This window comes from Balneola sp. (genome assembly GCA_003712055.1).
Classification (GTDB): domain Bacteria; phylum Bacteroidota; class Rhodothermia; order Balneolales; family Balneolaceae; genus RHLJ01.
In genome coordinates this window covers 515,589-530,948 of sequence record RHLJ01000001.1, presented here as the reverse complement: position 1 = coordinate 530,948, position 15,360 = coordinate 515,589, and the positions used below count along the sequence as shown (strand labels likewise).

Here is a 15,360-nt window from a genome sequence, read left to right as displayed (position 1 = left end):
AACCCAACTTCTTGGCATTATATTTGCAAATTTGTGGCCATGTCAGAAAAAGAAGCAGATAAGCGAGGACTTAAAAGTCTCAAAGAAACTCTTGTTAGTATTTTTGCCCTGAGCAAGCCCTATCGAAAGCGATTCTATTTTGCTACCGTTGTAGTGCTAATTGGTTCGGGGATTTGGTTGTCAGTGCCTCTAGGTTTACGAGAATTATTGGATGCTGTTTTTGAACAAGGAAATGATCAGCTATTAAACTTGTTAGCCATTGGCTTAATGGTGCTCTTTGTATTGCAAGCGGCTTTTACCTTTATGGGTAATTATCACCTGGAATGGGTAGGGGAAAGGGTAGTAACTGATCTAAGGAAAAAAGTTTATGAGCATCTACATAAACTTGGGTTTCGCTTTTTTGCAGAACGAAGACTAGGTGAGATTACTTCTCGATTGACTAATGATGTGGGTTCAATTCGAACGGCACTAACTGACTCACTCCCTCAGCTACTTACTATTTCCTTTTCACTTATCGGTTCCGTTTCTCTGATGGTGGTTCTAAACTGGCGTTTAAGTGCTGTAATTTTTGCTACGGTTCCTTTTGTAACTATTGCGACCCGGTACTTTGGTCAAAAAATCAGAAAGCTTTCAAGAGGTATTCAGGATGAATTAGCCGATTCAACGGCAGTAGCTGAGGATGCTCTTGGCGCAGTAAGGTTGGTTAAGGCATTTGTAAGAGAAGATTATGAAGTAAATCGCTATTCCACTGCTATTGAGAAGTTATTCAAAACAGTGAGAAGGAAAGTGGTTCTGACCCAGTTTTTCTGGTCAGGAGTTGGGATCATGTTTATGAGTACTTTGGTAATCATTTTTTGGTACGGTGGTAAAGAAGTACTTGCAGATCGTTTAACTGCCGGAGATTTAGTTGCCTTCATTATCTATGCATTGAATATTTCCCGTTCGATCTCTCAAACATCAAGATTATATACTGCAGTAAATACTGCCGCAGGTGCTTCGGAAAGAATTTTTGAATTATTAGAGGAAATTCCTGAAATCGAAGATAAAGAAGGTGCATTACCACTTGCTGAGATAGAAGGAAGTATTTCAGTACAAGACCTCTCATTTGCCTATGAAGACGAGCGGGTCATTTTGAATAAGCTCTCATTTGAGGTAGAAGCAGGTCAAACGATCGCTTTAGTAGGGCCAAGTGGAGCAGGAAAGACCACTCTATTAAATCTTTTACCTCGATTTTATGATCCTCAACGAGGAGATATAAAAGTGGATGGTCATTCTATAAAAGAGGTACAGGTGAAGTCTTTGAGAGACCATATTTCTATTGTTCCTCAAGAGGTACATTTATTTGGAACCAGCATTAAAGAGAATATTCAATACGGAAACCTAGAAGCTAGTGATGAGGAGATTATTGAAGCTGCCAAAGATGCAAATGCCCATGAGTTTATAAACGAAATTCCGGAAGCATATGATGCTTTAATTGGGGAGAAGGGAGTTAAGTTGAGTGGAGGGCAGCGTCAACGGTTGGCAATAGCCCGTGCAATTCTCAAAGATCCTAAGATCTTATTATTAGATGAAGCTACTTCTTCGCTCGATTCTGAGTCTGAAGCCCAGGTACAGGATGCATTATATCGTCTAATGAAAGGTAGAACTACATTTGTAATTGCCCATCGTTTGAGCACAATTCAGAATGCTGATCGAATCTTAGTTCTCGATAAAGGAAAGATAGTCGAAGATGGTACGCATCAAGAGCTATTAGCAAAAGGTGGCTTATACAGCCACCTATATGAATTACAGTTCCGTGATTTGGATATGGTTTAGTTATCGGCCATGTAGGCACCGATAACATCGGAATAGCTCATATTATCCAACAGGTTTCTATTATCTAGTTCTTGCAGAAATGAAACCGGTACATCAGATGAATACAATCCAATAATGCCGGAATATGAAAAAGTATCAAGGAAGCCAGCTTGCTCGAGCTCAGTTAAATAAGAGGTTCGAACACCACTACTATACATGCCAATAATCGCTGAGTACGAAAACTCATCGATAAGACCAATTTGGTTTAATTGATCCAAATACTGAATGCTAACCCCACTATTATACATTCCTATTAATGCTGAATAGGAGAATTCGTCCAAATATCCGGATGAATTCATTGCATTGAGGTAATCCATAGAAACACCACCATTATACAAACCTATTACCGCAGAGTATGAGAATTCATCAAGGTACCCAGCAGAATTCATTTGGTTCAAATAGCTTGTAGGCACACCCCCATTATAGAGTCCAATAATTGCGGAGTAAGAAAACTCATCCAGATACCCTGCTGCATCCATTTGATTTAAGTAATCAATGGGAACTCCTCCATTATACATCCCAATAATTGCAGAATAAGAGAATTCATTCAAATAGCCAGCATTGTTCAAATCAGTGAGGTATTGGATAGGAACTCCACCATTGTACAAACCTTGCACAGCTGAAGCAGAGAATTGGTTTGGAAAAGCTTCATTCACCTGCTGCAAATAATCAAGATACCCGGTATTCACATCTGTATAAGTAGGAGCAGGCGGTAGTGGTGCTACTGGAGGGGCAGGGGGTAAAGGTAAAGCATTTTGCCCAATAGCTTGAGGTAAAACAGACTGACTAGTAGTGGTAGCTACTTCATTTTGATTACCATCACCAAAACCAAAAAAAGAAGTAGGCCCGCCTAAAACCATCCATAGCGCAGCAAAAGCTACAAAAAAGGCAATAGCCATTAAATTTCGTTTAGTGGATGGTCTTTGATAATCTTGCTCTGCTTCTTCAATAATCTGTTCTTTTCCGGGAATTTCATTCGCTTTTTCGTGAATGTATTGATCCAGATCAAAATTTGGGTCCTTTCGGGTTTTAAGATTTTGCTTAGCCATGTTATTGATCCTCTTGGTAGGATTTTATGATGGATTCAGATGTGGCATTAGTTAGTAAACCATCATCATTCAATTTTTTTAGAAAAGAAGCGGGTACATTAGACTCATACACTTTTTCTATTGTAGCTTCGTCTAGTATATCGCTAATTCCAAGTTGATTAATTTCGATGGTATAGGCGGCAAAACCAACTTTTTCTCTTGCAATGGCTAACTCTTCCATCGCATCTGCTATTTGTGAATTAACATCATCTCCGAATTGACCTGATTCTTGCAATCCGGCTAATGCTTCTCTAGCAGTATTAATCGCGAATTCTTGAAGCTCCTCTGCGCTTTCAAAATTTTCCAAATCACCAAATGCTTCGAAAGCTTCAAAGGCCTCGAATGCTTCGAAAGCCTCAAAAGCTTCCAGGTTTTCCAGACTTTCTAAGCCTTCAAGATTTTCAAGACCTTCAAGTCCTTCTAAGTTGGCAAGTGAATTCTCCAAATCTGAAAGATCTATGACGATATCTTCTCCAGGAACGCCATTTATAATAATTGCATCACCAGGTCCCGGCGGAGCCTGTATAACAGTAATTTGAGGATCATTTAACCCAAAAATGTTTGCATATACTTGTCGGGGACTCCAGTCATTAAAATAAAGTAGTGAAAGTGCCCCAAAACCTGTGAGTACCATTGCATTTCTTAACCAATTTGATTTTTGCTTTGGGGGCTCCGGTTTATATCCTTCTCTCGATTTTTCATCTATATAATCATCGAGGTTGAAGTCGTCATTTCTGTTATATCTAAATTCCTGATCTCGTTCCATAATTACTCTCCATCGATTCTATAAGCATCAATTACTGATTGTGAAGACATGTTATCTAGTAAGCCCCGATCCTCAAGTCCCTGGATAAAGGAAATGGGCACATTGTTACTATACAACCTTGAAATAGAGGTACTACCAAAATTATCCATAAGGCCACTTTCTGAAAGCTGAGTGATATAAGAGGTAGGAACCTGGTTGGTATATAGAGTAGAAATTGAGGTTCCACCGAATTCATCCAACACACCTGCTTCATTTAAAGCCTGTAGATATTCAAATGGAACATTATTACCGTACAATGTAGAGATGGAAGTGCCACCGAAATTATCCAGCATTCCGGCCTGTCTCAATCGTATTATATATTCGGTGGGAACCCTGTTTTCATATAATGTAGAAATAGAAGTACCACCGAAATTATCAAGAACTCCATATGCCTGAAGTTGATTGATATACTCAGTAGGAACATTATTAGTGAATAAAGTCGTGATAGAGGTTCCTCCGAAGTTATCAAGTACACCCGCCTGACCTAATTCATCAATGTACTCTATTGGTACATTATTTTGATACATGGTAGACAGCGATGAACTTCCAAAGTTATCCAAATAGCCCCTGTCGTTTAATGCAGCCATATAATCTGTAAAACTCATATTAAGCGGTGCTGCCTGACCTCCTTGATCTACTTCATCAAAATTAAACTCAGGAATATCTACTTCTACATTGATCTCAGGGATATCGATATTAATAGGGGGGATGTCAATATTTATACCACCAGCTGTCTGTTGTGTGGTAGCTTCTTCAGCAAAAAAGAAGTTGTAAGCATTACTTGGGCTCCAATCGAAATACCAGAGGAAAGAGGCTACCGCTACGGCACCAACTAGTATGATATTTCTAAAGAAAGAGGAGGACTCTTCGTTAAAGCCTTCTTGCTCTTCGGTAGGATATGCTTCTTCTGATTGTTCCTCTAGATAGTTATCGAGATTAAAGTCATCAGACTTTTTCGATTTTCGGAATTTTCCCTGTTGTGCCATAGTCAAAAAAAAATTTTTAAGGGAGACGAGTTAGTACCAATCTTTGTTTCAAATGAGATGTAATTAGAAAAAGATTAGTTAGATTAAGCGCTCAATTAAATCTCACCTAGAATTATGAAAAAATTTCTTTTTACTCCAACATTATTACTCTTTTTTTGCACGATGATTAGCTATGCGCAGCTTCCTGTTTCCCTGGAATTGCCCAGATCAAGCCCAAAAGAATCAAGAAGTATAACTATTGGGTATACAACTATTACTCTTGAGTACAGTTCAGTAGGTATAAAAGATCGAGAAATTTGGGGAGGCTTAGTTCCGTTTGACCGTGTTTGGAGGACAGGTGCAAATGAGAACACATTGTTCACTGTAACGGATGATGTCTTAATCAATGGAGAAGAGCTAAAAGCAGGTACTTATGGAATGCATACTATTCCTGGTGAGGAAGAATGGGTGATTATATTCTCGAACTTCAATGAAGCATGGGGGAGTTTTTTCTATGATGAATCTGAGGATGCGCTTAGAATCACTGTTCCTGCTGAGGAAATGGATAGTAAATATGAATGGATGAAGTTTTCTTTTAGTGACTATACATCTAATTCTGTAGAAATCTCTTTGAAGTGGGCACACCGAAAAATTCCGTTCATAGTTGAAATACCAATGGAAACAACCTTTGCCCATATTGAAAAACAATTTCGAACTCTTCCGGCTTTCGGATGGCAAGGGTGGGTACAAGGGGCTACCTATACGTTGAATAACGATTATAGAACAGATAAAGGATTAGAATGGGCAGAAAGAGCTGCTCAAAGAGAAAGAAATGTACAGACCCTTGGATTGCTAGGAAAAATGTACGTCGTTAATGGAGACCAAGAAAAGGGTTTAGAAGCTGCAGAAGAACTGACAAGTACCTGGACTGACAATTGGAGGTCTCATTACTCAGCAGCCGAAATATATGAAGAAGCAAACGACATAGAACGTGCTAGGTCTGCATATCTAAAAGCTGCTGATATGGCGGATGAACGCTCAGCCAGAGTACTTCGGCAAAGAGCTGAAGATTTGGAAGAGTAGTACTTTTTTGCCAACCTGAGTTCGAGATGAAAAACGTTTAGTTAATTGTTATTGGTTATTCGTTATCCACTAATAACGAATAACCAATAACTAACCTACTTTCTCAAACTCAGGTTGTTATTTTAACCCTGAAAATAAATTTCCTAACTATTTATAGAAGAATAATGTTCATCAAAAAAACTCTCTCACTTACATGTACCTTACTAGTAACCCTTTCCATTTCAGCTAATGCACAGAATAAACTAATTGACCCTGTCATTGAACAAAAAGTTGATAGTGTATTAGCTCTGATGACATTACAGGAAAAGGTTGGTCAGTTAAACCAACATAATGGGAGCTGGGATGTCACCGGGCCTATTCCTGAAGACAATGATTACGTTGCTGAACGAGCAAGACTGCTCATGAATGGGGGCGTAGGTTCTATGCTAAATGTAGTTGGAGCTGAAGCTACCTATGAAGCTCAAAAGCTGGCAGTTGAGAACAGCAGATTGGGGATACCTCTAATTTTTGGCTTTGACGTTATTCACGGTTACAAAACGATTTTTCCAATTCCACTTGGAGAATCAGCCAGCTGGGATCTGGATGCTATAGAACTATCTGCAAGAACTGCTGCTATCGAAGCTTCTGGTGCAGGAATTAATTGGACCTTTGCTCCTATGGTAGATGTTGGTAGAGATCCTCGTTGGGGGCGTGTTATGGAAGGAGCTGGAGAGGACCCATACTTGGGCACCCAAATAGCCCTGGCTAGGATGCATGGCTTCCAAACGGATGATTTATCGAGCTATAACTCAATAATGGCCACAGCTAAGCATTTCGCTGGATATGGGTTTTCAGAAGCAGGTAGAGATTATAATACCGTTGATTTTGGAAGAAATACCTTACATAACATTGTGCTCCCACCATTTGAAGCACTTGCTAAGGCTGGGATAGGTTCTGTAATGAACTCCTTTAATGATCTAAATGGAATACCGGCTAATGGCGATTATTATCTCCAGCGAACCATTTTGAAAGAGACCTGGGGCTTTGGAGGATTTATCATTTCAGATTGGGGTTCAATCCGACAGATGATCAATCATGGATACTCGAAAGATTTGAAACAATCGGCTTACCATGCAATAACTAGTGGTAATGACATGGATATGGAATCAGAAGCTTATCAACGCCACCTGTTTGAGTTAGTAGAATCAGGGGAAGTTGATACGGAAATACTGGATGAAGCTGTTCGAAGAGTATTGAGGATGAAATTCCACCTGGGACTTTTCGATGATCCATATAAATATTCTAACAGTGAAAGGGAAGCGCGTGTTACCTATACCGATGAGCACAGGGCCATAGCCAGGGATGTTGCAAAAAGATCCATTGTGCTACTAAAGAATGACAATCAAATTCTTCCTTTATCTAAAACCACCTCACGGATTGCTGTTATTGGAAACCTTGCAGCCGATAAAGATACTCCGCTGGGTAACTGGCGAGGAAGAGGGGAATCAGATTCGGCCGTTTCATTGCTAGAAGGTATCCAAAATGCCGTTGGCTCAAATGTGGAGGTGACTTATGACGAAGGTTACACCTTAGCAAGAGACAATGGGTCTTTCGCGCGAGCGTTAGTTTATCCTGAAGATGATGGTTCGGGCTTTGCATCGGCTATTGAAAATGCTCGAAGAGCTGATATCGTGGTAATGGCTGTTGGTGAGGAAGGTTTACAATCTGGAGAGGGAAGAAGCTTAACGGATATAAGCCTTAAGGGGCGGCAGCTAGAGCTGTTCAAAGAGCTAAAAGCAGTTAATGATAACATTGTAGTGGTATTAATGGCTGGTCGGCCAATGATCGAACCAGATTTGTATGAAGGATCTCATACATTATTAAATACCTGGCACCTTGGAACAGAGGCAGGAAATGCAATAGCTGATGTACTATTTGGGGATTATAATCCTTCTGGAAAACTACCAATGACTATACCAAGAGCGCTCGGTCAAATTCCTATCTACTATAACTTTAGAAATCCAGGTAGGCCAAGTACCGGTCCCGGAGATGACGGAGCAGTTTTCTGGAGTCATTTTAATGACGAAGTAAATAGCCCTCAATTCTCATTTGGATATGGATTGAGTTATACAACCTTTGAATACACTAATTTCGAGCTCTCTGCAAATTCGATGTCTATGGATGAAGAAGTAGAAGTATCTGTTAACGTGACTAATACAGGTGATGTAGCTGGTGAAGAAGTAGTTCAAATGTATATTCGCGACCACTATGCAAGTGCAATGCGCCCAATGAAAGAACTAAAGGGCTTTGATAAAGTGATGCTGGATGCGGGAGAAACAAAAACGATCACTTTTACCATTGACTGGGAAACACTCGCATTCTATGGAGCGGACGAAAAATTTAAGGTTGAGCCAGGGATGTTTAGCATTATGGTAGGCACCAATTCTGATGAGCTTCAGGGGCTTGAATTAGAACTTACCAGAAACTGATAAATTTTTATCTAGGGGTCATTCCTACCTTCATGGGAATGACTCAATCTAGTTTTTAGAGTTACCCTGCCATAGTAACTCTGCTAATTCAGCGAGTTTTATAAACTCGGCACGATAGCCATTGGGGTCCACTCCTTTACCATTTCGGGCAAGCTCATCCACTAATTCAAAAGAAGAGGCTCCTTTGAATTTCGAATCCCGGAGCAACATTCCAAAAGAGGCCAATGATGCTGCAAAGGATAAGTTTTCTGAAAGAGTTTCTTTTATTTCGTCCCTTTTGAGAATCCCCGTAACCAACTCACTTACATCACCATCCGGTTCTTTATAGCGGATTTTGACCGTCATTATTTCATCAGAATGAGTTGAGCTAATACTTTCTTTAGGTTGATACTTCAGTGGGTCTACAGGTAACACACCTGGAGATTCGACTCCGACAGGGATTACTTCATAAAGAGCGGTTACCGTTTGACCAACACCTAGTTCTCCTGCATCTCTTTTATCATCATTGAATTCATCATCGGCAAGTAACCTGTTCTCATATCCTACAAGACGGTAAGCATGGACATTTTGAGGATTAAACTCTATTTGAATCTTGACATCTTTGGCAATAGTGTGAAGAGTCCCCTCCATTTCGGAAATCAATACTTTCTTTGCTTCCAGTAAATTATCTATGTAGTAGTAATTACCGTTTCCATGGTTGGCTATTTTCTCCATTTTTGAATCCTTCAGGTTCCCGGTTCCGAAACCAAGCATTGATAAGAAAATTCCGTGATCTCTTTCGCTTTCAATTAAAGCTACAAGATCTTCATCACTGGATATACCCACATTAAAATCCCCATCCGTAGCCATGATAACTCTATTATTTGCATCTTCATTGAAATGCTTCTTAGCTAGCTTATAGGCTTCTTTTATTCCTTTAGACCCTGCTGTGAATCCACTTGCTCGGAGTTTGTTTATTTTCTTGAGGATTTTATCCTTTTCATTTCCAGGAGTTGGGTTTAGTACTACCCCTGATCTTCCCGAGTAGACTACAATGGAAATAAAATCATCTTCCTCGAGTTCATTTACTAACAATTTCAGTCCTTGCTTTAATAAAGGAAGCTTATCTTCATCTCTCATAGAACCGGAAACATCAATAAGAAAAACCAGGTTATTAGGAGGTAATTTATCGGTTTTAATATGTTCTCCTTGTATTCCTATTTGAATAAGGTGATGCCTGGGATTCCAGGGAGCTGGTGCAATTTCAGAGCTTAAAGAAACCGGTGCCCCTTCAGCAGGCTCAGGGTAGGAGTAATTGAAATAATTAATAAGTTCTTCGATACGAACAGCATCTCTGGGAGGTAGATACCCAGCCCTGAGAATTCGTCTTACATTAGCATATGAAGCTCCATCTACATCAATAGAAAATGTAGACAAAGGGTGCTCTGAAACAGTTCTAAATTCATTCTCGACAATTTGGTCGTATACTTCTCCGGCTTGATGTGTTGAATTCTGGTGATAACTTGAGGTAGTGTAGTAGGGTCCTGAACAAGCTGAGAATAGTACCAGGACAAGAAGCAGAAGAGAGTGTTTCATAGTAGTTGAATTGTGAAAGAGATACCAATGCAACTTACACGTAGAGCTTTTGTTCCTGATTGAGCTGGATCACCAGTTTGGTTAAAAGTCATTCCCGCCTACGCGGGAATGACTCAGCAAATCAATCTTTACTGGAATTACCCTGCCAAAGCAGGTCGGCGAGTTGAGCCAGTTTTATAAATTCAGAGCGATAGCCCTGGTCATCATTGCCACGACCGTCTCTTGCAAGTTGGTTCACCATCTCGAAAGAAGCATTGCCCTTGAACTTTGAATGACTAAGAATCATACCAAATGTTGCTACAGAAGCGGCAAAAGATAGATTCTCAGATAGCTCCTCTTTTATTTGGTTCTTCTCAACAGTATTTGATATTAGCATGCTGGTACTTCCGCTGGGGTGTTTGTAGCGGAGTTTTACTGTCATAAGCTCTTCAGAAAAATCGATGCTAGGCCTGGAGGGGGTTTGATATTTCAATGGGTCTACTTCAGTTAAGTTTTTATCCAGTTCTACGCCCATAGGTACTATTTCATAAAGGGCAGTAACAGTATGTCCTGAACCTAGTTCACCAGCGTCTTTTTTATCGTTGTTAAAGTCCTCATCGGCTAATAATCTGTTTTCATATCCTATTAATCGATAAGCCTGAACATTTTGAGGATTGAATTCAACCTGGATTTTCACATCCTTGGCAATAGTAAGAAGCATTCCTCCCATTTCTGATACCAGCACCTTCTTAGCTTCCAGGAGATTATCTATGTAGTAATAGTTGCCATTGCCATGGTTGGCAATCTTTTCCATTTTTGAATCCTTAAGGTTCCCGGTTCCAAACCCAAGAACAGAAAGAAAAATGCCATCATCTCTCTTGTCTTCAATGAGTTCGATAAGGTCATTATCTCTTGAAGTGCCTACATTGAAATCACCATCTGTAGCCAGTATTACCCTGTTATTGGCATTCTTGCGGAAGTTTTGTTTAGCAACATCATAGGCCAATTTAATCCCTGCCGCTCCTGCAGTTGCTCCTCCTGATTCAAGCCGTTCCAGAGCTCTGAGTATTTTCGCCTTCTCATAGCCTGAAGTAGGAGGAAGTACCATTCCCGAGCTTCCTGCATATACAACAATGGAGACATAGTCCTCTTCTCTAAGCTCATTCACTAAAAGTTTAAAGGCCTTTTTCAAAAGTGGAAGTTTATTGTGAGAACTCATTGAGCCTGATACATCCAATAAGAAAACAAGATTATTAGGTGGGAGGTCTTTGGTTTGGGTTTTTCTTCCTTGTATTCCTATTTGTACCAGATGATGTTTTGGATTCCAGGGAGCTGGAGCTACTTCAGTGCTTACAGAGAAGGGAGTATTTTTTTTAGGCTCTGGATAATCGTAGTTGAAATAGTTGATCATTTCTTCTACACGGACAGCACCCGCCGGAGGGAGATAGCCATCAGTGAGCAAGCGCCTCACATTGGAGTATGAAGCTCCGTCAACATCAATAGAAAATGTGGAAAGTGGAGTTCTTTGAGTCCAGTTAAAGAGGTTTTCTGAGATCTGATCATATTCTTCGGTATTACCATAAGCTGGGTAATATCCTCTACCGGGATTACCTGCTTTTTCCTCATCCAAGGAAATTATTGAGCCTGTAAGTGCCCTCCGGGGAGTTTGGGAGTAGGCACTAACGACTACTTCCTGTCCTTCAATTGTCGCGTGCTCTAGTTCAATAACAAGATTGGTAACATCAGTATCTCCAATCGATATTTGGCGGGAATGGGTCTCATACCCTATAAACTGTACTTCAAGAGTGTGAGTACCAGCTGATGCGATTAATTCAAATTCTCCATTTCTATCGGTGGAAGTTCCAACATTTAATTTTTTGATATAAACATTGGCACCTACAATCGAATTTTTAGATTCAACATCAATCACTTTTCCAAAAACGGATGAAGTAATTACCTCGGTTGATGTTGTTTCCTGTACTTGTTCAACAAAAGGGAATAGAACGAAGAAAATGGTAGCGATTACGAAATTCATAATAACACCTCTTTTATAGTTCGAGATATAAAGGCAGCACAAGCAGACTATCTACCCCAATATCAGATGAGTCAGCTATTATGACGAATGAAAGAGCAGGATATTTCTTTTACCAGGGTAAGTTGTCAAGATCGACATTACCACCCGTGATAATAATTCCGATTTTTTTACCCTCTATCTCTACTTTTTTATCAAATATTGCAGCGACAGGAACAGCACATGAAGGCTCGATAATTATATTCATTCGCTCCCAGATATATCGCATTGCTTCTATGATAGATGTTTCAGATACGGTAACAATATCATCCACCTTCTCTTTGATTATAGAAAAAGGGAGTTCGCCCAATGAGGTACGAAGACCATCTGCAATAGTGTTAGTACTGTAAGCAGGAATCAGTTCTTTTGCTTTAAAAGACTTATAGGCATCATCTGCTTGTTCAGGCTCAGTTCCAATAACTTTAATACTACTGTTAAGTGATTTTGCAGCTAATGCTGTCCCGGATAACAATCCACCACCACCTACGGGAGTTAAAATGATTTCAAGATCAGGGTGAGCTTCTAACAATTCTAGCGCTGCCGTACCCTGACCAGCCACTATTCGGGCATCATTATAGGGATGGATGATTGTTGCTCCTGTTTTTTCGACAACTTCAATAAGAGTGGATTCTCTACTCTCCAGGTTAGATTCACAGAAAGTAATTTCTGCGCCATAGTTTTGAACAGCTTCTACTTTTACCTTTGGAGCATTTTCCGGCATAACTACATAGGCTGGAATCCCTTTAATTTTTGCTGCAAGAGCTAATGCCTGGGCATGGTTACCAGAAGAATGGGTAGCAACTCCTTGTTTAGCTTCTGTATCAGATAATGTAAGCACTGCGTTACAAGCTCCTCTAAACTTGAAGGCTCCAACCTTTTGGAAGTTTTCACACTTGAAGAAAACTTCGGCATTTACCCTTTTATTTACATGTAGGTTGGACAATACAGGGGTTATATGGGCATGAGGTTTAATTACCTCGTGGGCTTTTTGTACATCTTTTAAAGTAGGGCGTGCAAGTAGATCAATCATGAAAAAAGAGTTTGGCAAAAATAAGGAGATTCTCTTTTAAACACTTGGCTTTTTAAAAAAAGTAAAGGTGTAAAAATTAGAAAATCATACTACCATTTGGCTTTCTAAAAGCTCTAAGTTTGGCGACTAAAATCTTGGAGAACGTATTGCCTAACAAAATCATAGCTCTTCCCATATTTCTGCTCTTTTTTGGAAATATTTTGTTTGCTCAGGAAAAAGTTACACTTACAAAAATTTCAACTCCGATAATACTTGACGGCGTAGCCGATGAACCTGCGTGGGAATCTGTGCCTTATTTAAATCCTGTTCAGTACGAACCAGTGTATAAAGGGAAGATGAACGAAGTTACCAGGTTTAAAGTAGCCTATGATGAAAATTATGTATATGTAATGGGTGAGCTGTATACAAAAGATCCGGGTACTATAGTTACCAATTCACTAGTGCGGGATCAGTACAGTAGTGATGATGTATTTGCAATAATCATCGATGGCTTTAATGACAATCAAAACGCTACCTGGTTTTTTATTAATCCTGATGGCGTTCGTTTTGATTTTGCTGTTTCAAATGACGCAGATTTTAGCGGAGGCAGAAATGCGATTAATAGCAGCTGGAATACTTTTTGGGATGCAGAAACCTCAAAATCAGAAGAAGGGTGGTTTGCTGAGATTCGGGTTCCTTTTTCTAGTATAGGTGTTCAGGTAGATGCCTCTGGAGAAACAGAAATGGGCATCATTGTTTATAGATGGCTTGCTGCAATTAATGAGCGCCATATATACCCTGCGATTCCCCCTAACTGGAACCTGGGCAATGCAAAACCTTCCCAGGCTCAAGATGTCAGATTGAATGGAGTTAACTCAAAGAATCCTGTCTATTTTACTCCATATGGACTTACAGGGGTAGCTCGTCAAAATGAACTTTCAGTTGATTCCAGTGCATACGGTTACGAGGATGACCTTACCCGTGAGTTGGGTTTTGATTTGAAATATAACCTTACCAGTAACCTTACCGCAGATTTGACGGTTAATACTGATTTTGCTCAGGTTGAGGCGGATGATCAACAGTTAAATCTCTCTCGGTTCAGCCTCTTTTTCCCAGAAAAGAGACAGTTTTTCCAACAACGTGCTGGATTGTTCGATTTTTCGTTTGGTAGAGACAGGGTTTTCTATAGCCGACGTATTGGATTAGATGATGATGGTAACCCGGTTAGGATTCTAGGTGGTGGCAGGGTTACTGGTAGAGTTGGGAATCTGGATGTTGGTGTAATTAATCTTCAAACAGCGAAAACTTCATCATTGGCTTCGGAGAATTTTGGCGTAGTTCGTCTGAAACAGCAGGTGCTAAATGAGCGGTCTTTTGTGGGAGGAATTGCCACTACCCGTGTTAATACAGATGGGCATACTAATTTTGTGTTTGGGTTAGATACAGAATTGGACTTGGGTAAAGAAACATTTTTTGAAGCCCGTGGTGCTTTTTCATCTGATGATGAGGACAGCGTATCGTTTCAAGATAAGCCTCAAGATTTAAGCACGTATCGGCTTTCTGTTCGAAGATCGACCAACACAGGAATTAACTACCAGGCAACTTTTACGAGGATAGGGGACAATTATGATCCTGAACTTGGTTTTGTACGTTTGGGTGGGATCTCTCAAAAATTTGCAAGACTAGGTTACGGATGGTTTGCAAGTGAAGAGTCGATAGTACAGCGGCATAGTTTCCGATTTGCCTATTTCGGTCGTTTCTTTAATGATGATCATTCTTTATTAGATTTCGAAAACGGACTTGAATCGAGATTTACCAGCTTTAGATGGTCTACTAATTTTAAACTAATCGGCAGTTTCGATATTGAAGTAAGTAGTGACAAAGAGGTTATTCCAGTCGGAGATGACTTCGATGTACTGGATAGAATTACCATACCTGCTAATTCCTATTCTACAAATGCTTTAGAATTAAGCTATGAGTTTTCGGAGGCCTGGAAAATTGCAGGAGGAGTCGATGCAGTTTTTGGGACTTTTTACGATGGGACGTTGCAGGAATTCAGTATTAATCCACGATTTTTTGCTTCCAGAAAACTGGAAATAGGTGGTAGTTACCGATTAACCCATTTGGATTTTCCTTCCAGTGTTGAACAGAATACCAGTACAGGAGATGTAACAATAAATAGAAGCATTACGGAATTCACGTCTCATCTGGGGCAATTCCGAGCTCAATATGCATTCAATAAAAAAGCCACACTAAGTACTTTTGTTCAATACAGTAATGTAGAAGAGTTGGCCGGGGCAAACCTGCGTTTCCGTTATAATTTCAGTGAGGGACGAGATTTTTGGATTGTACTCAACGAAACGGTAAATACAGAACAAAGACAGATGGGATTACCTAATCTTCCCTTTGTGGAAAACGGCTCTATTCTGATTAAGTACAACCACACCTTCGCTTTTTAGTGCT

10 protein-coding genes are annotated in these 15,360 nt (G+C 40.0%); 4 read left to right on the top strand and 6 right to left on the bottom strand.

The window, feature by feature from the left end:
• Window positions 1-39: 39 nt before the first annotated feature.
• Window positions 40-1,815, top strand: coding sequence for an ATP-binding cassette domain-containing protein (locus ED557_02400; GenBank protein ID RNC85644.1), 1,776 nt, complete (start codon window positions 40-42; stop codon window positions 1,813-1,815).
• Here ED557_02400 and ED557_02395 read toward each other — a convergent pair.
• The 3 genes from ED557_02395 to ED557_02385 are packed head-to-tail and all read right to left on the bottom strand — an operon-like array spanning window position 1,812 to window position 4,733.
• A complete protein-coding gene (locus ED557_02395; GenBank protein RNC85643.1) occupies window positions 1,812-2,903 on the bottom strand; it encodes a hypothetical protein in 1,092 nt (363 codons plus the stop codon). The two genes, ED557_02400 and ED557_02395, sit on opposite strands and share 4 nt — an antisense overlap.
• Window position 2,904: 1 nt before the next feature.
• Window positions 2,905-3,708 (bottom strand): hypothetical protein, encoded by an 804-nt coding sequence (locus tag ED557_02390; protein RNC85642.1) that lies wholly within the window; start codon window positions 3,706-3,708, stop codon window positions 2,905-2,907.
• Between the two features lie 2 nt (window positions 3,709-3,710).
• Window positions 3,711-4,733 carry a hypothetical protein gene (locus ED557_02385; GenBank protein ID RNC85641.1) on the bottom strand — a complete coding sequence of 341 codons (1,023 nt, stop codon included), beginning with the start codon at window positions 4,731-4,733 and terminating at the stop codon, window positions 3,711-3,713.
• Window positions 4,734-4,847: 114 nt separating this feature from the next.
• Here ED557_02385 and ED557_02380 point away from each other — a divergent pair, with 114 nt between their 5' ends.
• Together ED557_02380 and bglX are read left to right on the top strand one after the other, a co-directional pair.
• Entirely contained in the window at window positions 4,848-5,795 is a 948-nt protein-coding gene (locus ED557_02380) for a DUF2911 domain-containing protein (protein ID RNC85640.1), read from the top strand.
• Window positions 5,796-5,959: 164 nt separating this feature from the next.
• Window positions 5,960-8,263: a beta-glucosidase BglX gene (gene bglX / locus ED557_02375; GenBank protein RNC85639.1), complete on the top strand. Its 2,304-nt coding sequence runs from the start codon at window positions 5,960-5,962 to the stop codon at window positions 8,261-8,263.
• Between the two features lie 48 nt (window positions 8,264-8,311).
• Here bglX and ED557_02370 read toward each other — a convergent pair whose 3' ends face one another.
• The 3 genes from ED557_02370 to ED557_02360 all read right to left on the bottom strand — a co-directional run bounded on the left by ED557_02370 (window position 8,312) and on the right by ED557_02360 (window position 12,918).
• Window positions 8,312-9,838, bottom strand: a complete 1,527-nt coding sequence (locus ED557_02370) for a VWA domain-containing protein (GenBank protein RNC85638.1) — start codon at window positions 9,836-9,838, stop codon at window positions 8,312-8,314.
• A gap of 121 nt (window positions 9,839-9,959) precedes the next feature.
• Window positions 9,960-11,852 carry a DUF3520 domain-containing protein gene (locus ED557_02365; protein RNC85637.1) on the bottom strand — a complete coding sequence of 631 codons (1,893 nt, stop codon included), beginning with the start codon at window positions 11,850-11,852 and terminating at the stop codon, window positions 9,960-9,962.
• Between the two features lie 109 nt (window positions 11,853-11,961).
• A complete protein-coding gene (locus ED557_02360; GenBank protein ID RNC85636.1) occupies window positions 11,962-12,918 on the bottom strand; it encodes a pyridoxal-phosphate dependent enzyme in 957 nt (318 codons plus the stop codon).
• 146 nt (window positions 12,919-13,064) lie between these two features.
• On the opposite strand from ED557_02360, the gene ED557_02355 reads away from it, so the two are divergent.
• A complete protein-coding gene (locus tag ED557_02355; GenBank protein RNC85635.1) occupies window positions 13,065-15,356 on the top strand; it encodes a hypothetical protein in 2,292 nt (763 codons plus the stop codon).
• The last annotated feature ends 4 nt before the right edge of the window (window positions 15,357-15,360 follow it).

Coding starts and splice junctions, on each gene's coding strand:
- ED557_02400 (RNC85644.1), top strand. CDS start 40: ATGTCAGAAAAAGAAGCAGATAAGCGAGGACTTAAAAGTCTCAAAGAA.
- ED557_02395 (RNC85643.1), bottom strand. CDS start 2,903: ATGGCTAAGCAAAATCTTAAAACCCGAAAGGACCCAAATTTTGATCTG.
- ED557_02390 (RNC85642.1), bottom strand. CDS start 3,708: ATGGAACGAGATCAGGAATTTAGATATAACAGAAATGACGACTTCAAC.
- ED557_02385 (RNC85641.1), bottom strand. CDS start 4,733: ATGGCACAACAGGGAAAATTCCGAAAATCGAAAAAGTCTGATGACTTT.
- ED557_02380 (RNC85640.1), top strand. CDS start 4,848: ATGAAAAAATTTCTTTTTACTCCAACATTATTACTCTTTTTTTGCACG.
- bglX (RNC85639.1), top strand. CDS start 5,960: ATGTTCATCAAAAAAACTCTCTCACTTACATGTACCTTACTAGTAACC.
- ED557_02370 (RNC85638.1), bottom strand. CDS start 9,838: ATGAAACACTCTCTTCTGCTTCTTGTCCTGGTACTATTCTCAGCTTGT.
- ED557_02365 (RNC85637.1), bottom strand. CDS start 11,852: ATGAATTTCGTAATCGCTACCATTTTCTTCGTTCTATTCCCTTTTGTT.
- ED557_02360 (RNC85636.1), bottom strand. CDS start 12,918: ATGATTGATCTACTTGCACGCCCTACTTTAAAAGATGTACAAAAAGCC.